The following is a 19,925-nucleotide window of genomic DNA, read 5'->3' as shown; positions in this document are numbered from 1 at the left end:
GGATAGGGCATGAATATGGCTGGATTGGCAACCGTCAGCAAAATGGCTGGCGAAACCGTAGGACAGGAGTTCCTGATTTTTACGCTGGGTAATGAAGAGTACGGCATCGATATTCTGAAAGTGCAGGAGATCCGCGGTTACGACCAGGTAACGCGCATCGCCAATACGCCGGCGTTTATTAAAGGGGTCACCAACCTGCGCGGCGTGATCGTGCCGATTATCGATCTGCGGGTGAAGTTTGCCCAGCAGGATGTGTCTTACGATGAGAACACCGTGGTGATCGTGCTTAACCTCAGCCAGCGGGTGGTGGGCATTGTGGTGGACGGCGTGTCCGACGTGCTGTCGCTGACCGCCGAGCAGATCCGTCCGGCGCCGGAGTTTGCCGTTACGCTGGCGACCGAATACCTGACCGGGCTAGGGGCGTTGGGCGAACGGATGCTGATTCTGGTGGATATTGAAAAGCTGCTGAGCAGCGAAGAGATGTCGCTGGTCGACAGCGTGGTGAAAAGCGCCTGAGCCGGGCCGCCGCTGCGCCGGCGCGGCGGCGGACAGCTCACACAAAATAGTTACCCGCAACCATAAAGTTCTCTTTAGTACCGCCGATAACCCAGACAGATAACGTTTTGGGATTTTTCCGAGTGGCATTCCAAGAAGGGGACACATGTTTAATCGTATGAAAGTCGTGACCAGCCTGCTGTTGGTGCTGGTGTTGTTTGGTGCGTTGCAGCTGATCTCCGGCGGGCTGTTCTTCTCCTCGCTCAAGAGTGATAAAGAAAACTTCACCGTATTGCAGACCATCCGACAGCAGCAGTCGGAGCTGAACGGCAGCTGGGTGAGCCTGCTGCAGGCCCGCAACACGCTGAACCGCGCGGGCATTCGTTACATGATGGACGCTAATAAAATCGGCAGCGGCGCCAGCGTGCAGGACCTGCTGGCATCGGCCCGCAGCGCGCTTGACGACGCGCAGCAGCGCTATGCCGCGTACGAAAAAGTCCCGCTTGGCGAGCGCCAGGACCGGCAGGATGCGGAAAAGCTGAAACAGCAGTATGGCGTGTTATACGGCGCGCTGTCGGAACTGATCCAACTGCTGGACGACGGCAAGATCAACGCCTTCTTTGACCAGCCGACCCAAAGCTATCAGGACGCCTTCGAACAGGTTTATGTCGCATACCTGCTGAAAAACGGCGAGCTGTACCACGATGCGGTGGAAGCGAGCGAGCATTCCTACAGTTCGGCGATCTGGACGCTGGCAAGCGTGCTGGTGGTGGTGCTGGCGGCGATCGTGCTGGTGTGGACCGGCATTCACCATATTTTGGTGCGCCCGCTCAATCGCATTATCGAACATATCAAACACATTGCCGCCGGCGATCTGACCCAGTCGATCGACGTCAGCAGCCGCAATGAAATGGGCGTGCTGGCCGCCAGCCTGCAGCATATGCAGGCGGAGCTGACCAACACCGTCAGCGGCGTGCGCCAGGGCGCGGACGCCATCTACAGCGGCGCGTCGGAAATTGCCGCCGGCAATAACGATCTCTCCTCCCGCACCGAGCAGCAGGCGGCCTCGCTGGAAGAAACCGCCGCCAGCATGGAGCAACTGACCGCCACGGTGAAACAGAATGCGGAAAATGCGCGTCAGGCCAGCCAGCTGGCGCTGAGCGCTTCCGAAACCGCACAGAAGGGCGGCAAGGTGGTGGCCGACGTGGTGCAGACCATGCACGACATCGCCGGCAGTTCGCAGAAAATCGCCGATATTACCGGCGTTATCGACGGCATTGCTTTCCAGACCAACATTCTGGCGCTTAACGCGGCGGTAGAGGCGGCGCGCGCCGGTGAACAGGGGCGCGGTTTCGCGGTGGTCGCCGGTGAAGTCCGCAACCTGGCGCAGCGCAGCGCGCAGGCGGCGAAAGAGATCAAAGGGCTGATTGACGACTCGGTCAGCCGCGTCGATATGGGTTCGGTGCTGGTGGAAAGCGCCGGCGAAACCATGGGCGATATCGTCAACGCGGTGACGCGCGTCACCGACATCATGGGGGAAATCGCCTCCGCGTCCGATGAGCAGAGCCGCGGTATCGACCAGGTCGGCCAGGCGGTGGCGGAGATGGACCGCGTGACGCAGCAGAACGCCTCGCTGGTGGAAGAGTCGGCCTCTGCGGCCGCGGCGCTGGAGGAACAGGTCAGCCTGCTGACGCGCTCCGTCGCGGTATTCCGCCTGCGGGACAGCGGGCAGCAAGCTTTCAGCGCACCGGTTATCAGCAAACCGGCGGCCCCGAGCATCGCGCCGCGTAAAGCCAGCGCCGGTGAGATGCAGGATAACTGGGAAACGTTCTGACTCTGCGATCCGCTGGCCGCCGCGTGCTGCAGCGCGGCGGCCAGCGGGGAGAGCGCCTCTGTTCCGTCGTCGGACGGATGCAAGGAGATTCATCGTGTTTAACCGAGTCCGTATTTCCATCAGCCTGTATCTGCTGATGTTCTGTTTTTGTCTGATGCAGCTGATCAGCACCGGCCTGTCGTTCAGCGCCTTTCGCGCCGACAGCCGCAGCTTTACGGCAATCACGCAGGGGAGCCAGCAGCGCGACGCGCTGACGATGAGCCGGGTTGCGCTGCTGCAGGCGCGCAATAGCCTGAACCGCGCCGGTACCCGCACGGCGCTGCGGCTGCCGGCGGAGCAGGTGAACGCCCTGCTGGAGGACGCCCGCCGTTCACTGCAGAGCGCCGAGCGGGATTTCAGACGGTTTCAGACGCTGGCGCCTGCCGGCGAGCGGGCGCGCAGCCTGACGCTGCGCTACCAACAGCTGCACGCTGCGCTGCTGGAACTGAGCGGTTTTCTGGCGAGCGGCGACCTGCAGGCGTTTATGGATCAGCCCACGCAGCAGATCCAGACGCAGTTTGAAACGGAACTGACCCACTATCTGCAGCGGCTGAGCGGCGAGATGACGCAGGCGCAGCAGACCAATCAGCGGGCCTATACCCTGGGCAGCTGGATGCTGACGGGGGCGGTGCTGATGCTGTTCGTCGTTGCCGGCTGCGCGATCTGGTGGCAGCAAAGCGTGCTGCTGGGGCCGCTGAAGAGCATGCGCCGTCACTTTGAGCGCATCGCCGCCGGCGATCTGGCGACGCCGGTGGTGGTGACGGGCAACAATGAAATCAGCGCGTTATTCGCCGGGCTGCGGCAGATGCAGCAGTCGCTGACCCACACCGTCGGCGCGGTGCAGGACGGGACGGAGGCCATGCTGATCGGCCTGCAGGAGATTGCGGAGGGCAATAACGACCTCTCCTCCCGGACCGAACAGCAGGCCGCCTCGCTGGAAGAAACCGCCGCCAGCATGGAGCAGCTGACCTCCACGGTGAAGCAGAATGCCGACAATGCGCGCCAGGCCACGCAGCTGGCGCGCGACGCCTCGGCCATTGCCGCCAAAGGCGGCGAGCTGGCGGGCGAGGTGGTTAACACCATGCACGCCATCGCCAGCAGTTCGCAGAAGATCGGCGCCATTACCGGCGTGATCGACGGCATCGCCTTCCAGACCAACATTCTGGCGCTTAACGCGGCGGTGGAGGCGGCGCGCGCCGGTGAGCAGGGACGCGGCTTCGCCGTGGTGGCCGGCGAAGTGCGCAGTCTGGCGCAGCGCAGCGCGCAGGCGGCAAAAGAGATTAAAGGCCTGATCGATGAATCGGTCGGGCGGGTGCGGCAGGGTTCGACGCTGGTGGAACATTCCGGCGACACCATGCAGGACATCGTACGTTCGGTGACGCGGGTCACCGACATCATGGGAGAAATCGCCTCCGCGTCCGATGAGCAAAGCCGCGGTATTGAACAGGTGACGCAGGCGGTAACGCAGATGGATCAGGTGACGCAACAGAACGCGGCGCTGGTGGTACAGGCTGCCTCTGCCGCCAGCGGGCTGGAGGAGCAGGCGATCGCCCTGGCTGATGCGGTGTCGGTATTCCGCCTGGCGGACGCACATGCCGGCGCGTCGCCTTCAGATCGTTTACACAGGCACAAGGAGACGCCAGATTGTCAAACATCATAATACAGGCCTATTTCCCGGGTAAGGCGCAATGAAGCCCTTACCCCACGGCGCGGCGACGCCGCTGGTGCAGATGGCGCAACGCCTGCCGCTGTCCGACGTGCATTTTCGCCGTATCAGTCAGCTGATTTATCAGCGCGCCGGCATCGTGCTGGCGGAGCATAAGCGGGAGATGGTCTACAACCGCCTGGTGCGCCGCCTGCGTCTGCTGGGCATCAATGACTTCGGCAGTTACCTGGCGCAGCTGGAGAGCGACGTTAACAGCGCCGAATGGCAGGCGTTTATCAATGCGCTGACCACCAACCTGACGGCGTTTTTCCGCGAGGCGCACCACTTCCCGATCCTGGCCGAACATGCCCGTTCACGGCCGAACGGCTACAGCGTCTGGAGCACCGCCGCCTCAACCGGCGAAGAGCCGTATTCCATCGCCATCACCCTCAGTGAAACGCTGGGGCAGCGGGGCGGCGGTTTTCAGGTCTGGGCCAGCGATATCGATACGCAGGTGCTGGAGAAGGCGCAGGCGGGCATCTATCGGCAGGAGGATCTGCGCACGCTGACGACGGGACAGCTGCAGCGCTACTTTTTACGCGGCACCGGGCCGCATCAGGGGCTGGTGCGCATCCGGCCGGAGCTGGCGGCGCAGGTGCATTTCCAGCCGCTGAACCTGCTGGCGCCGCAGTGGGATCTGCCGGGGCAGTTCGACGCCATCTTTTGCCGCAACGTGATGATCTATTTCGATAAGGCGACGCAGGAAAAGATCCTGCGTCGGTTTGTTCCCCTACTGAAGCCGGGCGGGCTGATGTTTGCCGGTCATTCCGAAAACTTCAGCCAGATTAGCCGGGATTTCTACTTGCGCGGGCAGACCGTGTATGGCCTGACCAAGGAGAGGTAATGAGTAAAATCAGAGTGTTAAGCGTAGATGATTCTGCCCTGATGCGGCAGCTGATGTGTGAAATCGTCAATAGCCACGCGGATATGGAGATGGTGGCGACCGCGCCGGACCCGTTGGTGGCGCGCGATCTTATCAAAAAATTCAATCCGCAGGTGCTGACGCTGGACGTCGAAATGCCGCGCATGGACGGGCTGGAGTTTCTTGAAAAACTGATGCGTCTGCGGCCGATGCCGGTGGTGATGGTGTCGTCACTGACCGGTAAAGGCTCGGAGATTACCCTGCGGGCGCTGGAGCTGGGGGCGGTTGACTTCGTCACCAAGCCGCAGCTGGGCATCCGTGAGGGCATGCTGGCGTACAGCGAGCTGATCGCCGAAAAGATCCGCACCGCCGCCCGTGCGCGCCTGCCGTCGCGTACGCGCGCCGCCGCGCCGGCGATCCTCAGCCATACGCCGCTGCTCAGCAGCGAAAAGCTGATCGCCATCGGCGCCTCCACCGGCGGCACCGAAGCGATTCGCCAGGTGCTGCAGCCGCTGCCGGCCACCAGCCCGGCGCTGCTGATCACGCAGCATATGCCGCCGGGCTTCACCCGTTCCTTTGCCGAACGCCTGAACAAACTGTGCCAGATCACGGTGAAAGAGGCGCAGGACGGCGAGCGGGTGCTGCCGGGGCACGCTTACATCGCGCCGGGTGATCGCCACCTGGAGCTGACGCGCAGCGGCGCCAACTATCAGGTGAAGCTGCATGACGGGCCGCCGGTCAACCGGCACCGGCCGGCGGTGGACGTGCTGTTCCGTTCGGTGGCGAAGTTTGCCGGACGCAATGCGGTCGGGGTGATCCTGACCGGTATGGGCAACGACGGCGCGGCCGGCATGCTGGAGATGCACCGCGCCGGCGCCTATACCCTGGCGCAGGATGAAGCCAGCTGCGTGGTGTTCGGCATGCCGCGCGAGGCGATCGCCGGCGGCGGCGTCAGCGAGGTGGTGGAACTGGAACGGATGAGCCAGCGCATGCTGGCGCAAATCGCCGGGGGGCAGGCGCTGCGTATCTGACGCCCCGCATGAATTTAGCCGACGTCGTCGGAAGTTCCGGCGGCGCGGCCGTTGCTGCAATTGGCCCAATAATGGGCATCAAACCTTAGGACTAACTATGGCAGATAAAAATCTCAGATTCCTCGTGGTGGACGACTTCTCAACCATGCGTCGCATCGTCAGGAACTTACTGAAAGAGTTGGGCTTCAATAATGTGGAAGAGGCCGAGGACGGCGCCGACGCGCTGGCTAAACTGCAGGCCGGCGGTTTTGACTTTGTGGTCTCCGACTGGAATATGCCGAATATGGACGGCCTGGAGCTGCTGCAGGCGATCCGCGCCGACGGCCAGCTGGCGACGCTGCCGGTGCTGATGGTGACCGCCGAAGCCAAGAAAGAGAACATCATCGCGGCGGCGCAGGCCGGCGCCAGCGGCTACGTGGTGAAGCCGTTCACGGCGGCGACGCTGGAAGAGAAGCTCAATAAGATCTTTGAAAAACTGGGCATGTAAGGAGAAAGCGCCATGACAAATATTCCGATGCCTGCCAGCGACGCGGCGAGCGCGGGGGAAATTATCGCCCGTATCGGCCAGCTGACGCGGATGCTGCGCGACAGTATGCGCGAGCTGGGGCTTGACCAGGCCATTGCCCAGGCGGCGGAGGCGATACCGGATGCGCGCGACCGGCTGGACTATGTCGTGACCATGACGGCGCAGGCAGCGGAACGCGCCCTGAACTGCGTCGAAGCGGCGCAGCCGCGTCAGGCGGCGCTGGAAACGGGCGCTGCGGCGCTTCAGACGCGCTGGGATGCGTGGTTCGCCGACCCGATCGAGCTGGCGGATGCGCGCGTGCTGGTGAGCGATACCCGCCAGTACCTGGCGCAGGTGCCTGAGCACACCGCCTTTACTAACGCGCAGCTGCTGGAAATCATGATGGCGCAGGATTTCCAGGACCTGACCGGGCAGGTGATCAAACGCATGATGACCGTGGTGCAGGAGATCGAAAAGCAGCTGCTGATGGTGCTGATGGAGAATATTCCGGAACAGCCGGCGAAAGAGAAGCGGCCAAATGACAGCCTGCTCAACGGCCCGCAGCTCGATCAAAACGGCGTCGGCGTTATCGCCAATCAGGAGCAGGTGGACGACCTGCTCGACAGCCTCGGTTTCTGAGCGACACCGGGCGCGGGTCACCGCGTCCGGTGATATTTTTGCGAAACGTTGCGCATCCTGCAAAGTATATAGCATTGCTATATACATGAGGTTGATTATAATTTAACCCATAACGCCAGGAGGTGAAAAATGACTATCGGTTCCGTTTTTACCAATAATCGCTCGCAGGCGGTACGTTTGCCGGCAGAGGCGCGTTTTCCTGATTCGGTGTCGAAAGTGACGGTGCGCGTGGTGGGTAAAGAGCGCGTTCTGGCCCCGGTGGAAAATACCTGGGACAGCTTTTTTGACCAGGAGAGCCTGTCTGGTGATGATTTTCTGAATGAAAGAGCCGCGCAGTATCAGGCTGAGCGGGAAAGTTTTGAATGATCACGCATATGCTGGATACCAATATTGTCATCTATGTGATCAAGCGTCGACCGCGTGAAGTGCTGGCGGTATTTAATCAGCACGCGGGAAAAATGGCGATATCTGCCGTGACCTATGGTGAGCTTGTACACGGCGTGGAAAAGAGCGCCAGGCAGGTTGAGAATCTGCGCGTCGTCGAGGATTTTGTTTCCCGGCTGGACGTTTTGCCCTACACCGACAAGGCGGCTGCACACTACGGCAATATTCGCGCCGATCTTGAACGTAAAGGCACGCCGATTGGGGTTAACGACCTGCATATCGCCGGCCATGCCCGCAGTGAAGGCTTGGTATTGGTCAGCAATAATTTGCGCGAGTTTGCCCGCATCGACGGTCTGAGGCTGGAAAACTGGTTGTCATCACCAATCATTCCGCCATCTCGTCCCTCATCCTCGAAATAACTCATCTTTTCCCACGCTGTTCCATCAATAAACTCCGCGTTTTTTTGTCATGCTGATCGCCATTTTATTCCTTCCCGGCACGGTGAGCAGACGGTGGCTGAAGAGAGCGATCTGGAAAAAAGCGAGGCCCCCACGCCCCACCGGTTGGAGAAGGCGCGGAAAGAGGGGCAGATCCCGCGTTCGCGCGAACTGACCTCGATGCTGATGCTGATCGCCGGGCTGGCGTGTCTGTGGCTGGGGGGCAGCAATATGGCCCGGGAGCTGTCGCAGATGCTGGCCGGCGGGCTGCATTTCGACCACGGCATGGTGAATAACGACCGACAGATGCTGCGCCAACTGGGCACGCTGCTGCGTCAGGCGGTCTGGGCGCTGTTGCCGGTGCTGGCGGGGCTGGTGCTGGTGGCGCTGACCGCGCCGATGCTGCTGGGCGGACTGCTGTTCAGCGCCAAATCGCTCAAGTTCGATCTCAAACGGCTGAACCCGCTGTCCGGTCTGAAACGCATCTTTTCCAGCCAGGTGCTGGCGGAGCTGCTCAAGGGCGTGCTCAAGGCGCTGCTGGTGGGCTGGGTGACCGGTCTGTATCTGTGGCACAACTGGGCGGCGATGCTGCATCTGGTGACGCAGCAGCCGCTGGATGCGATGGGCAATGCGCTGCAGATGGTGGTGTTCTGCGGGCTGCTGGTGGTGCTTGGCCTGGTGCCGATGGTGGCGTTCGACGTGTTTTATCAGCTGTGGAGCCACTTCAAAAAACTGAAGATGACCAAACAGGATATCCGCGACGAGTTCAAGGAGCAGGAGGGGGACCCGCACGTGAAGGGGCGGATCCGCCAGCAGCAGCGGGCCGCCGCCCGTCGCCGCATGATGGCGGACGTGCCGAAGGCGGACGTGATTGTCACCAACCCGACGCACTACGCGGTGGCGCTGCAGTACAACGATAAGAAGATGAGCGCGCCGAAGGTGCTGGCGAAAGGCGCCGGCGACATAGCGCTGCGCATCCGCGAACTGGCGGGAGAGCACCGCATACCGCTGCTGGAAGCGCCGCCGCTGGCGCGGGCGCTGTACCGTCACAGCGAGATTGGCCAACATATTCCCACCACCCTGTACGCCGCGGTCGCCGAAGTGCTGGCCTGGGTGTATCAGCTGCGCCGCTGGCAGCGGGAAGGGGGGCTGATCCCGAAAAAACCTGAACATTTACCGGTGCCGGACGCACTGGACTTTGCTGGAGAAAGTAACGCTGATGGCTAATTTGGCCTCCCTGCTTCGTTTGCCGGGGAATTTTAAAGATACGCAGTGGCAGGTGCTCGCCGGCCCGGTGCTGATTCTGCTGATTCTGTCGATGATGGTGCTGCCGCTGCCGTCGTTTATTCTCGATCTGCTGTTCACCTTCAATATCGCGCTGTCGATTATGGTGCTGCTGGTGGCGATGTTCACCCAGCGGACACTGGAGTTCGCCGCCTTTCCCACCATTTTGCTGTTCTCAACCCTGCTGCGCCTGTCGCTTAACGTGGCCTCGACCCGCATCATCCTGATGGAGGGGCATACCGGCTCCGCGGCGGCGGGGCGGGTGGTGGAAGCCTTCGGCCACTTCCTGGTCGGCGGCAACTTCGCCATCGGCATCGTGGTGTTTATCATTCTGGTGCTGATTAACTTTATGGTGATCACCAAGGGGGCCGGGCGTATTGCCGAAGTCGGCGCGCGCTTTGTGCTGGACGGCATGCCGGGCAAACAGATGGCGATCGACGCCGATCTGAACGCCGGGCTGATTGGCGAAGAAGAGGCGAAAAAACGCCGCGCCGAGGTGACGCAGGAGGCGGACTTCTACGGTTCAATGGACGGCGCCAGTAAATTTGTGCGCGGCGATGCGATTGCCGGCCTGATGATTATGGTGCTGAACGTGGTCGGCGGCCTGCTGGTCGGCGTGGCGCAGCACGGCATGCCGCTGGGGGCGGCGGCGGAAAGCTACACGCTGCTGACCATCGGCGACGGGCTGGTGGCGCAGATCCCGGCGCTGGTGATCTCTACCGCTGCGGGGGTGATCGTCACCCGGGTGGCGACCGATCAGGATGTCGGCGAGCAGATGGTCGGCCAGCTGTTCAATAACCCGCGCGTTATGCTGCTCAGCGCCGGGGTGCTGGGGTTGCTGGGGCTGGTGCCGGGGATGCCGAACCTGGTGTTCCTGCTGTTTACCGCCGGACTGCTGGGGCTGGCCTGGTGGCTGCGCGGTCGCGAACAGCAGGCGCCGCGCCAGCCGGAAACGCCGGCCGCGACGCAGGATAATCCGCAGGCGCTGGAGGCCAGCTGGTCAGACGTTCAGCTGGAAGATCCGCTGGGGATGGAGGTGGGCTACCGGCTGATCCCCATGGTGGACTTCCAGCAGGATGGCGAACTGCTGGGGCGTATCCGCAGCATCCGTAAAAAATTCGCCCAGGAAATGGGCTATCTGCCGCCGGTGGTGCATATCCGCGACAACCTTGAGCTGCCGCCGGCCCGCTATCGCATTCTGATGAAAGGGGTGGAGATCGGCAGCGGCGAGGCGCATCCGGGGCGCTGGCTGGCGATTAATCCCGGCAACGCGGCGGGCGAGCTGCCCGGCGAGAAAACCGTCGATCCGGCCTTCGGTCTCGAGGCGGTGTGGATCGACAGCGCACTGCGTGAGCAGGCGCAGATTCAGGGCTTTACGGTGGTGGAGGCCAGCACCGTGGTGGCGACCCACCTCAATCATCTGATCGGCCAATTCGCCAGCGAGCTGTTCGGCCGTCAGGAAACGCAGCAACTGCTGGACCGCGTAACCCAGGATATGCCGAAGCTGACCGAGGACTTCGTGCCCGGCGTGGTATCGCTGACCACGCTGCACAAGGTGCTGCAAAACCTGCTGGCGGAACGCATTTCGATTCGCGATATGCGCACCATTATTGAAACGCTGGTGGAGCACGCGCCGACGCAGAGCGACCCGTATGAGCTGACCGCCGCGGTGCGCGTTGCGCTGGGACGGGCGATCACCCAGCAGTGGTTCCCGGGCAACGGCGAAATACAGGTGATTGGCCTGGATACCCAGCTGGAACGCCTGCTGCTGCAGGCGCTGCAGAACGGCGGCGGGCTGGAGCCGGGGCTGGCCGAACGGCTGCTGGAACAGGCGCAGCAGGCGCTGCAGCGTCAGGAGATGCTCAGCGCGCCGCCGGTGCTGCTGGTCAACCACGCGCTGCGGCCGCTGCTGTCGCGCTTCCTGCGCCGCAGTCTGCCGCAGCTGGTAGTGCTGTCGAATCTGGAGATCAATGATGAGCGCCAGATCCGCATGACCGCCACCATCGGTGCCGCCTGATGATGCGCCTGTGGCTGCTGCTGTTACTGTGCGGCGCGCCGGCGGCGCAGGCGGTTTCCGGCTCCTGGGCGGCCGATGCGCTGGGGGCGACGTTGAGCCACGGCGGCATCAGCGCGCAGTCGTCCGCGCTGCGGCCGCCGAATGCGCTGCCGGACGATCGGGCGCGCATCGTCAGCGTCAGCTGGCGCTATTTGCTGACGTCGCCGCCGCCGGCCGGTTTGCAGGTGCAGCTGTGCATGCCGGGGCGCTGCGTAGCGCTGGCGGGCGCCAGCGGTACCACGCAGGCGTTTGCCGGCGCGCCGGCGGCCAGCGAGCTGCGCTTTGGCTATGTGGTGCAGACGCGCGGCGCGCTGTTTCCCCCGCTGCGGGTGCTCAGCAATCAGGTGATCGTCAATTACCAATAGTTCCGCAGCCAATCCATCCGGTTCATCATATCCCTGGAGCAGGGGAGCGCGCTGCCGGGTTGAGGGATATCCCTCATTTACAGGTGAGTTCAACCTTCTATAGTTAGATGGTCAATCCATACAGCACCGGAGGCAACCATGGCAAACGTACAAGCTGGCAATAAACACCCGACCCCAGATCCCGCAGAGGACAATGCGTTCTTCCCCTCGCCCTATTCACTAAGCCAGTTTACTTCGCCTAAATCTGACCTGAGCGATGCAAATTATCTTGAACCCTATACCGGCGGTCGCTGGAAGATCCTGGTGGTTGGCGCAGATGAACGCTATCTGCTTACGGATAATGGCACCATGTTTTCGACGGGAAACCACCCAGTGGAAACGCTTCTGCCGATGTATCATCTGGACAAAGCCGGTTTTTCTTTCGATATCGCTACGCTTTCCGGCAACCCGGTTAAATTTGAGTACTGGGCGATGCCATCGGAAGACGAAGAAGTAAAGGGATTGTTCGCCAAATATCGTGATCAGTTCAAGGAGCCTCTGAAGCTTGCAGACGTTGTAGAAAAAGCGCTTGGCGATGATTCAGACTATATCGGGGTGTTTATTCCTGGAGGGCATGGCGCCTTGATCGGTCTGCCTGAAAGCCGGGAGATGAAAGCCGTCCTTGAATGGGCTGTTGCACATGACAAGTTTATAATCTCGCTCTGCCACGGGCCGGCGGCCTTCCTTTCTGTTGGCAACAACCCAAACTTTTCAGGTTACAAGATCTGTGCCTTCCCTGATGCTCTCGACGCCCAGACCCCGGACATTGGCTACATGCCCGGTCATCTGACGTGGAAGTTCGGAGAAAAGCTGAAAGCACTTGGCTTCGACATTGTGAATACGGATATTTCAGGTGCCACGCATCAGGATCGGAAGATGCTGACGGGTGATAGCCCTCTGGCTGGGAACAATCTTGGAAAGCTGGCGGCCAAAGCCCTGCTTGACGAGGTTGGCAAAAAGTAAAATCTATGCCGGTAGACGACGCGATTCGAGCTGCAATGATTATTGAAGGCTGCCATAGTCTGGCAGCCGTTCAAGACGCAGTTCGCACTTTCTCAAAACCGTACGGTTATGATCGCTATGTACTGTACTCCGCCAGCTCAATGAGCGATGAAATTGTAGAGCGTATCTACTGGGTAGAAGGGGAGTGGTTTGGCGATGGCGAGGCCATCGATGCTACGACCTACATTCGCCGTTGCCCGGTGACACGACATATTTTGGCGGTGGACGCGCCTTTTTTCTGGACCAAAGTTTCAGATAAACGGGGAGAGCGGTATCGCGTCGTTCGCAAACCTCAAGGGCCAGGTATCCATGGTCTGCAAATCCCGGTCTTCGGACCACACGGATTGGCAGGTGCCATGAGCCTTGGCGGAGAAAGAATCGATGCCTCTTCTAAGGCCCGTCTATCACTACATGTAGTGGCAACATCCGCTTTTTTCTCGGCCCGGAGGTTGATGGACTTGCCCATGGGAGAGGAAAGTAGGCAGCTTTCAAAACGCGAATGTGAGGTCCTGGCATGGACGGCTGTCGGCAGGCGACAGGCTGACATTGCAGCCACTCTCGGGCTATCCATACGCACGGTAGAAAACCACCTCCGTCGAGCCCGTCACCGTCTTGGTGTGGCAACCACCGCCGAAGCCGTCAGAATGGCGATTCGTAACGGTGACATCGAGGGGTGAGCCGCTTCGGGCATCCGCCGTCTTCCGATTTCCACGCCAAAGTCAGCGAGCAGGACGGGGAGTTGATTCGCGACAGCAAACTGTTTCCGGACGGCCGCCGCCGTATTCTGACGAAGTCGTAACCAACGGGTATATCTAAGAGGGCTGCCGTTTGGTCTCGCCGCGTCAGGTTATATCGTGGCCGGCTTCGGGTTGGCGTGCTGTTTAGCCTCTGCGCCGCGCTGGGGGCGCTGTGCGTCTGGAGTCCGCTGGCGAAGGTTCCCTGACGGCGCAGGGTTACACGCCGATTTTACGCCCCAGCAGGCTGCCGCCGCGCGACTGGCCGTCCGGGCCGTACAGGGTTTTATTCTGTTTGTTCAGTACCGCCAGCGCCTGCGCGTTATGCTCGATATGGCGGCCCAGCAGCAGACCGTTGTGCTGGTTTTGCTCACGCAGCCGCTGGCTCAGCTGCTGCACCTGTCGCCAGCGCGCCGCCAGCGCGTCGTGGCCGGCATAGGGCGCTTTCAGGCCGCCGCTTTCCAGCCGTTGCCGCTGCTGTTCCTGATGGCTGACCGTCGCCAGCAGCTGGTTTTTGTTATCGGTGACGCGCTGCAGCGCCGGCCCCGGCAGGCGGCTGGCGCACAGCAGGGCGTGTTCTTCCGCCAGCGTGCTCTCCAGCTCGCCGAGCGTTGCCAACAGCTTGTCCAGCTGCAGTGTCAGGCTTTCCATGGTGTTGATTTACCTTTTCTTCCCGGGTTTTTAGCGTGAACCAGAGGTCCACTGGCTGTCGTTTTGCATTTCCTGCAGCAGTGCGTCGGCGATTCTGCCGGCGTCCATGGTGAGATCGCCGCTGCGAATCGCCTGTTTGATCGCCTCTACCCGATTCATATCGATATCCTGGCTGCCGGGCTGCATCAGCTGCGCCTGCGCGTCGCTGAGTCTGACCTGCGTTGCGCTGTGGCCGTTTTCCGCCTGGGCGTTTTTACGCGCTTTCAACGGCGTTTCCGCCGCGGTGTCGCGGGGCTGCACGGCGGAAATTGCCTGCAGCCGCTGGGTGCGATCGATACTCATGTTTACTCTCCATCTACGTTGCCGCATGTGCGACGACGGAAGTCGTTATTGCTCTGGCCGCCCGGCAGAGGGCCGGCCGATGCCGTTGATAGTGTAACTATCGGCAGGCCGGCGTAAACCTTTATACCCAGCGTAATTCCTTTCCTCGCCGCCTTCCTGCAACGTGAATTATTTCGGCTATACAGGGTGAGGCGCCGACTTTCATAACGTAATGCGGATGTCGCCGTTCTCATCGACCGTGCCGCTGACGATCCGCCCGGAGGCCATGCGCACCCGCACGCTCTCATCGGCGGCGGCGTTATTCATCGCCTTGCCGTTGCCGCTGATGTTAAATCCTTCGCCCTGAACCCACACCTGCACCGGCTGGCCGGCCTTCACCCGCCAGGGGCGGCGCAGCATCGGGGCGGTCAGCGGCTGGCCGCGGCCGATATTGCGCAGGCTGACGGCGCCGAGGGCGCGGCGTTCGTCGCCGAGCGCGCGCGGCGGCAGCGTATCCAGCCGACCGCGCACGGTTTTAATGTCCGCCGCCGTCAACGCCTGGCCGCTGCGGATGGCGCGCGCGGCCACCAGATAGCGGCCGGTCGCCGCCACCTGCGTCTGAATAAAACGGCGCTCGTCGCCGCAGCGGGCGGAGAGGGTCACGGCGCCCCAGAGGCGGGCGCTTTGCGTCAGCGCCAGCTGCGGCGCAGCGCAGGACGGCCACTGCGTTGCCGGCGTACGCACCTCGACGCTGACCGTCACCGGGCTGCCGGCAAACTGCGCCTTGATAAAGCGTTCGACCTGGCCGCCGAAATCGTCGGCGCTGGCCGGTAACGCCGGCAGCAGCGCCAGCAGCATAACTCGTAATCGCAACCCCGACCTCCCGGTTCTTATCCGCGCCAACGCCGCCGCGGCGACCTGTCTGATGGGCGATAGTGTACCCGGAGTCCGTGCCGGCTAAGCGGGCAAATAGCGACGCATTTGACGTTTATTCTCACGATAGGTTGGCCATAGCGACGTTTATGCTGTCGGCTCCAAATTCTAACCTCGTGAGGGAGCATGCTCGACAAACTGGACGCCAGCCTGCGTTTCGGTCAGGAGGCGCTGAACCTGCGCGCACAGCGCCAGGAGATCCTGGCGGGCAATATCGCCAACGCCGACACGCCGGGTTATCAGGCCCGGGATATTGATTTCGCCAGCCAGCTGAACAAGGTGATGGCGCAGGGACGGCCCGGCGGCAGCGGCGTGGCGCTCAGCCTGACCTCGGCGCGCCATATTCCGGCGCAGAACCTGCAGCCGCCGCAGCTGGAGCTGCTGTACCGGGTGCCGGATCAGCCGGCGGGCGACGGCAACACGGTGGATATGGACCGCGAACGCACCAACTTTGCCGATAACAGCCTGAAATACCAAACCGATCTGACGCTGCTCACCGGTCAGATCAAAGGCATGATGTCGGTGATTCAAGGATAAGACGTATGTCACTACTGAACATTTTTGATATTTCCGGCTCGGCGCTGAGCGCGCAGTCGCAGCGGCTGAACGTCAGCGCCAGCAACATGGCCAACGCCGACAGCGTCACCGGGCCGGACGGTCAGCCGTACCGCGCCAAACAGGTGGTGTTTGAAGTGGCCGCCGCGGCCGGCCAGCCGACCGGCGGCGTACGCGTCGCGCAGGTGGTGGAGGATCCGGCGCCGGCGCGCATGATGTATCAGCCGGGCAACCCGCTGGCGGACGCCCGCGGCTACGTCAAGATGCCGAACGTCGACGTGGTCGGCGAAATGGTCAACACCATCTCGGCCTCGCGCAGCTACCAGGCCAACGTCGAGGTGCTGAACACCACCAAGTCGATGATGATGAAAACCCTTACGCTGGGTCAATAACCGGAGCTTTTATGGGCATTGCCGCAACCACCAATGAACCGCTGGACAACACCGTCGCCGGCGCCAACGCCAGAAGCGGCGTGGGCGGCAACAGCAGCCAGGATCTGCAAAACAGTTTCCTGACCCTGCTGGTGGCGCAGCTGAAAAATCAGGACCCGACCAACCCGATGCAGAATAACGAACTGACGACCCAGTTGGCGCAGATCAACACCGTCAGCGGCATCGAAAAACTCAACACCACGCTCGGCTCGATTTCCGGCCAGATCAACAGCAACCAGTCACTGCAGGCCAGCGCGCTGATTGGCCACGGCGTGATGGTGCCGGGTAAAGACATCCTGGTGGGCAGTAAAGAGGGCAAGGTCAGCACCACGCCGTTCGGCGTCGAGCTGGAGCGCGCCGCCGACAGCGTCACCGCCACTATCAGCGACGCCAGCGGCAAGGTGGTGCGCACCATCGAGATCGGCGGTCTGAGCGCCGGGGTGCACGCCTTTACCTGGGACGGCACGCTGGAAGACGGCAGCAACGCGCCGGACGGCGCCTATACCGTCGCCATCAACGCCAAGGGCGGCGGCGAACAGCTGGTGGCGAACCCGCTGCGCTTCGCCATGGTGAACGGCGTTACCCGCGGCGCAGACGGCGCCAAGCTGGACCTCGGCCTGGCGGGCAGCGCCACGCTGGAAGATGTGCGCCAGATCTTATAACAGGCAGTGTCTGCCGCGTGTATTCAGCGACGGCAGTTTTAACGTACCTATTTTGTTTTTTGGAGACTACACATGGCTTTTTCTCAGGCAGTCAGCGGCCTTAATGCGGCGGCGACCAACCTCGACGTGATCGGCAACAATATCGCCAACTCCGCCACCGCCGGGTTTAAATCCGGCAGCGTATCCTTTGCCGATATGTTCGCCGGCTCGCAGGTCGGGCTGGGGGTCAAAGTGGCGGGCATCACGCAAAACTTTAACGGCGGCACGCCGACCAGCACCAACCGCGCGCTGGATATCGCCATTACCGAAAGCGGCTTCTTCCGCATGCAGGACAGCGACGGCGGCATTTTCTATACCCGCAACGGTCAGTTCAAACTGGATGAAAACCGCAACCTGGTGAATATGCAGGGCCTGAAGCTGACCGGCTACCCGGCAGCCGGTACGCCGCCGACCATCCAGCAGGGGGCGGACCCGCAGCCGCTGAGCATCCCGGAGGGGATGATGAACGCCAAGGCGTCCACCTCCGGCGCGATGGTGACCAACCTGAAGTCCACCCACAAGGTGCCGGAGAACGCGACCTTCGATCCGACCAAGTCGGACTCCTATAACTACGTCAACACCATCACCACCTACGATTCGCTGGGCAACGCGCACAACATTAATGCCTATTTCGTTAAAACCGCCGACAACAAATGGGACGTCTACACCCAGGACGGCAGCGTTGACGGCGCACCGGCCGCCAAGGCCGGCAGCCTGAACTTCAACACCAGCGGCACCCTGACGGAAACCCTGGACGCCGCCGGCAACCCGAGCGCCACGGCGTTCAGCCTGACGATCCCGATGTCGGCCAAAGACGGCGCGCCGGCGCAGGACTTCACCCTCAGCTTTGCCGGCAGCATGCAGCAGAACGTCGGCAGCGATTCGGTGAGCAAAGTATCGCAGGACGGCTACAGCGCCGGTGAATACACCAACTTCCAAATTGAACAGGACGGCACGGTGGTCGGCCTGTACTCCAACCAGCAAAAACAGGTGCTGGGGCAGATCGTGCTGGCTAACTTCTCCAACCCGGAAGGGCTGGCGTCGCAGGGCGACAACGTGTGGCAGGAAACCGGCGCGTCCGGTCAGGCGCGCGTCGGCGTGGCGGGCGGCGGCGGCTTCGGCAAGCTGACCAGCGGCGCGCTGGAGTCTTCCAACGTCGATCTGAGCCAGGAACTGGTCAACATGATCGTCGCGCAGCGCAACTACCAGTCGAACGCGCAGACCATCAAGACGCAGGACTCCATCCTGCAGACGCTGGTCAGCCTGCGCTGACGGCGCGGTTAAAGGAAGCGAGTTATGGATCACGCGATTTATACCGCGATGGGCGCGGCGCGCCAGACGCTGGACCAGCAGGCGATCACCGCCAACAACCTGGCCAACGTCTCGACGCCGGGTTTCCGCGCCCAGCTGGCGGCGCTGCGCGCGGTGCCGGTCGACGGGCCGAGTCTGCCGACGCGCACGCTGGTCGCCGCCTCGACGCCGGGCGCCGATATGCGTCAGGGCGCGCTCAACTACACCGCGCGGCCGCTGGACGTGGCGCTGCAGCAGGATGGTTTTCTGGCGGTGCAGCTGGCCGGCGGCGGCGAAGCCTACACCCGCAACGGCAATATCCAGATTTCCGCCGAGGGGCAGCTGACGGTGCAGGGGCGGCCGCTGCTGGGCGACGGCGGGCCGATCGAGGTGCCGCCGCAGTCCGAGATCACCATTGCCGCCGACGGCACCATCTCGGCGCTTAATCCGGGCGACCCGCCCAATACCATTGCGCAGATTGGCCGGCTGAAGCTGGTTAAGGCGGAGGCCGCCGAGGTGGCGCGCGGCGATGACGGCCTGTTCCATCTGACGCCGGCAAGCCGGCAGCAGCGCGGCAACCAGCTGGAAAACGACCCGCTGGTGCGGGTGATGCCCGGCGTGCTGGAGGGCAGTAACGTCAACCCGACGGAAACCATGGTCGATATGATCGCCAACGCCCGCCGCTTCGAAATGCAGATGAAGGTCATCCACAGCGTGGATGAGAATGCACAACGCGCCAACTCGCTGCTGTCAGTGAGCTAAGGAAAACAACATGATCCCATCATTATGGATTGCCAAAACCGGTCTGGACGCGCAGCAGACCAATATGGACGTGATCGCCAACAACCTGGCGAACGTCAGCACCAACGGCTTCAAGCGCCAGCGCGCGGTGTTTGAAGACCTGCTGTACCAGACTATGCGCCAGCCGGGGGCGCAGTCCTCCGAGCAGACCACGCTGCCGTCGGGGCTGCAGATCGGCACCGGCGTGCGGCCGGTGGCCACCGAGCGGCTGCACAGCCAGGGCAACCTGTCGCAGACCAACAACAGTAAAGACGTGGCGATCAAGGGACAGGGCTATTTTCAGGTGATGCTGCCGGACGGCAGTCAGGCCTATACCCGCGACGGCTCGTTCCAGATTGACCAGAACGGCCAGCTGGTGACCGCCAGCGGTTTTCAGGTGCAGCCGGCGATCACCATTCCCGCCAACGCCCTGAGCATTACCGTGGGGCGCGACGGCATCGTCAGCGTGACCCAGCAGGGGCAGACGGCGGCGCAGCAGGTCGGCCAGCTGACGCTGACCACCTTTATCAACGACAGCGGTCTGGAGAGCGTTGGGGAAAACCTGTATCAGGAAACCGAAAGTTCCGGCGCGCCGAATGAGAGCACGCCGGGGCTGAACGGCGCCGGGCTGCTGTATCAGGGCTATGTGGAAACCTCCAACGTCAATGTGGCGGAAGAGCTGGTGAACATGATCCAGGTGCAGCGCGCTTACGAAATTAACAGCAAGGCGGTCTCTACCTCCGATCAGATGCTACAGAAACTGACGCAGCTGTAACCGACGCAGACACATCAGGGCGCAGCCCGCTGCGCCCGCTTAACTTTTGTAAACAAAGGCGATATTTGTTGTGCTAA

24 protein-coding genes are annotated in these 19,925 nt (G+C 62.1%); 21 read left to right on the top strand and 3 right to left on the bottom strand.

What is annotated here, in order from left to right; all coding sequences use genetic code 11:
• Window positions 1-15: 15 nt before the first annotated feature.
• The 15 genes from cheW to I6G83_RS23665 all read left to right on the top strand — a co-directional run bounded on the left by cheW (window position 16) and on the right by I6G83_RS23665 (window position 13,476).
• Window positions 16-516: a chemotaxis protein CheW gene (gene cheW / locus I6G83_RS21220; protein ID WP_041412142.1), complete on the top strand. Its 501-nt coding sequence runs from the start codon at window positions 16-18 to the stop codon at window positions 514-516.
• A gap of 145 nt (window positions 517-661) precedes the next feature.
• Window positions 662-2,329: a methyl-accepting chemotaxis protein gene (locus tag I6G83_RS21215; protein ID WP_054307795.1), complete on the top strand. Its 1,668-nt coding sequence runs from the start codon at window positions 662-664 to the stop codon at window positions 2,327-2,329.
• Between the two features lie 94 nt (window positions 2,330-2,423).
• On the top strand, window positions 2,424-4,028 hold the full coding sequence (locus I6G83_RS21210) for a methyl-accepting chemotaxis protein (RefSeq protein ID WP_054307796.1): 1,605 nt from the start codon (window positions 2,424-2,426) through the stop codon (window positions 4,026-4,028).
• A gap of 28 nt (window positions 4,029-4,056) precedes the next feature.
• The gene (gene cheR, locus I6G83_RS21205) at window positions 4,057-4,917 is read left to right on the top strand and encodes a protein-glutamate O-methyltransferase CheR (RefSeq protein ID WP_054307797.1); all 861 of its coding nucleotides are present in this window, start codon (window positions 4,057-4,059) and stop codon (window positions 4,915-4,917) included.
• Window positions 4,917-5,966: a protein-glutamate methylesterase/protein-glutamine glutaminase gene (locus I6G83_RS21200; protein WP_054307798.1), complete on the top strand. Its 1,050-nt coding sequence runs from the start codon at window positions 4,917-4,919 to the stop codon at window positions 5,964-5,966. Before cheR ends, I6G83_RS21200 begins: the two co-directional genes overlap by 1 nt.
• A gap of 97 nt (window positions 5,967-6,063) precedes the next feature.
• The gene (gene cheY, locus I6G83_RS21195) at window positions 6,064-6,453 is read left to right on the top strand and encodes a chemotaxis response regulator CheY (protein WP_054307799.1); all 390 of its coding nucleotides are present in this window, start codon (window positions 6,064-6,066) and stop codon (window positions 6,451-6,453) included.
• Window positions 6,454-6,465: 12 nt separating this feature from the next.
• Entirely contained in the window at window positions 6,466-7,110 is a 645-nt protein-coding gene (gene cheZ / locus I6G83_RS21190) for a protein phosphatase CheZ (protein ID WP_015672840.1), read from the top strand.
• A gap of 129 nt (window positions 7,111-7,239) precedes the next feature.
• Entirely contained in the window at window positions 7,240-7,476 is a 237-nt protein-coding gene (gene vapB, locus I6G83_RS21185; RefSeq protein WP_054307800.1) for a type II toxin-antitoxin system VapB family antitoxin, read from the top strand.
• The gene (vapC, locus tag I6G83_RS21180) at window positions 7,473-7,913 is read left to right on the top strand and encodes a type II toxin-antitoxin system tRNA(fMet)-specific endonuclease VapC (RefSeq protein ID WP_015672838.1); all 441 of its coding nucleotides are present in this window, start codon (window positions 7,473-7,475) and stop codon (window positions 7,911-7,913) included. The genes vapB and vapC overlap by 4 nt, the downstream gene beginning before the upstream one ends.
• Before the next feature lie 93 nt (window positions 7,914-8,006).
• Window positions 8,007-9,158, top strand: a complete 1,152-nt coding sequence (gene flhB / locus I6G83_RS21175) for a flagellar biosynthesis protein FlhB (RefSeq protein ID WP_054307801.1) — start codon at window positions 8,007-8,009, stop codon at window positions 9,156-9,158.
• Window positions 9,151-11,232 carry a flagellar biosynthesis protein FlhA gene (gene flhA / locus I6G83_RS21170; protein WP_054307802.1) on the top strand — a complete coding sequence of 694 codons (2,082 nt, stop codon included), beginning with the start codon at window positions 9,151-9,153 and terminating at the stop codon, window positions 11,230-11,232. Before flhB ends, flhA begins: the two co-directional genes overlap by 8 nt.
• Window positions 11,232-11,636: a flagellar protein FlhE gene (locus tag I6G83_RS21165; RefSeq protein ID WP_099050030.1), complete on the top strand. Its 405-nt coding sequence runs from the start codon at window positions 11,232-11,234 to the stop codon at window positions 11,634-11,636. The genes flhA and I6G83_RS21165 overlap by 1 nt, the downstream gene beginning before the upstream one ends.
• A gap of 138 nt (window positions 11,637-11,774) precedes the next feature.
• The gene (hchA, locus tag I6G83_RS21160) at window positions 11,775-12,638 is read left to right on the top strand and encodes a glyoxalase III HchA (RefSeq protein WP_054307508.1); all 864 of its coding nucleotides are present in this window, start codon (window positions 11,775-11,777) and stop codon (window positions 12,636-12,638) included.
• Between the two features lie 5 nt (window positions 12,639-12,643).
• Window positions 12,644-13,354: a PA1136 family autoinducer-binding transcriptional regulator gene (locus tag I6G83_RS21155; protein ID WP_054307509.1), complete on the top strand. Its 711-nt coding sequence runs from the start codon at window positions 12,644-12,646 to the stop codon at window positions 13,352-13,354.
• Complete coding sequence (locus tag I6G83_RS23665; protein WP_255265493.1) at window positions 13,351-13,476, top strand: hypothetical protein; 126 nt, start codon at window positions 13,351-13,353, stop codon at window positions 13,474-13,476. Before I6G83_RS21155 ends, I6G83_RS23665 begins: the two co-directional genes overlap by 4 nt.
• Window positions 13,477-13,630: 154 nt before the next feature.
• On the opposite strand, the gene I6G83_RS21150 is transcribed toward I6G83_RS23665, so the two are convergent.
• The 3 genes from I6G83_RS21150 to flgA form a co-directional block, all read right to left on the bottom strand.
• Complete coding sequence (locus tag I6G83_RS21150) at window positions 13,631-14,062, bottom strand: flagella synthesis protein FlgN (protein WP_054307510.1); 432 nt, start codon at window positions 14,060-14,062, stop codon at window positions 13,631-13,633.
• 30 nt (window positions 14,063-14,092) lie between these two features.
• On the bottom strand, window positions 14,093-14,404 hold the full coding sequence (gene flgM, locus I6G83_RS21145) for a flagellar biosynthesis anti-sigma factor FlgM (RefSeq protein WP_054307511.1): 312 nt from the start codon (window positions 14,402-14,404) through the stop codon (window positions 14,093-14,095).
• Between the two features lie 201 nt (window positions 14,405-14,605).
• Window positions 14,606-15,241, bottom strand: coding sequence for a flagellar basal body P-ring formation chaperone FlgA (gene flgA / locus I6G83_RS21140; RefSeq protein ID WP_371851002.1), 636 nt, complete (start codon window positions 15,239-15,241; stop codon window positions 14,606-14,608).
• Window positions 15,242-15,442: 201 nt separating this feature from the next.
• On the opposite strand from flgA, the gene flgB reads away from it, so the two are divergent.
• The 6 genes from flgB (at window position 15,443) to flgG (ending at window position 19,848) form a co-directional block, all read left to right on the top strand.
• Window positions 15,443-15,853 (top strand): flagellar basal body rod protein FlgB, encoded by a 411-nt coding sequence (flgB, locus tag I6G83_RS21135; protein ID WP_015672829.1) that lies wholly within the window; start codon window positions 15,443-15,445, stop codon window positions 15,851-15,853.
• 5 nt (window positions 15,854-15,858) lie between these two features.
• Window positions 15,859-16,263: a flagellar basal body rod protein FlgC gene (gene flgC, locus I6G83_RS21130; protein WP_015672828.1), complete on the top strand. Its 405-nt coding sequence runs from the start codon at window positions 15,859-15,861 to the stop codon at window positions 16,261-16,263.
• 11 nt (window positions 16,264-16,274) lie between these two features.
• On the top strand, window positions 16,275-16,964 hold the full coding sequence (gene flgD, locus I6G83_RS21125) for a flagellar hook assembly protein FlgD (RefSeq protein WP_054306911.1): 690 nt from the start codon (window positions 16,275-16,277) through the stop codon (window positions 16,962-16,964).
• A gap of 72 nt (window positions 16,965-17,036) precedes the next feature.
• The gene (gene flgE / locus I6G83_RS21120; RefSeq protein WP_054306910.1) at window positions 17,037-18,275 is read left to right on the top strand and encodes a flagellar hook protein FlgE; all 1,239 of its coding nucleotides are present in this window, start codon (window positions 17,037-17,039) and stop codon (window positions 18,273-18,275) included.
• Between the two features lie 24 nt (window positions 18,276-18,299).
• Window positions 18,300-19,055, top strand: a complete 756-nt coding sequence (locus tag I6G83_RS21115) for a flagellar basal body rod protein FlgF (protein WP_054306909.1) — start codon at window positions 18,300-18,302, stop codon at window positions 19,053-19,055.
• A gap of 10 nt (window positions 19,056-19,065) precedes the next feature.
• The gene (gene flgG, locus I6G83_RS21110) at window positions 19,066-19,848 is read left to right on the top strand and encodes a flagellar basal-body rod protein FlgG (protein WP_004961475.1); all 783 of its coding nucleotides are present in this window, start codon (window positions 19,066-19,068) and stop codon (window positions 19,846-19,848) included.
• Window positions 19,849-19,925: the final 77 nt, after the last annotated feature.

The organism is Serratia rubidaea, assembly GCF_016026735.1.
Taxonomy (GTDB): Bacteria; Pseudomonadota; Gammaproteobacteria; order Enterobacterales; family Enterobacteriaceae; genus Serratia_B; species Serratia_B rubidaea.
The sequence above is the reverse complement of the archived record's forward strand: the minus strand, read 5'-3'. Positions and strand labels throughout refer to the sequence as shown.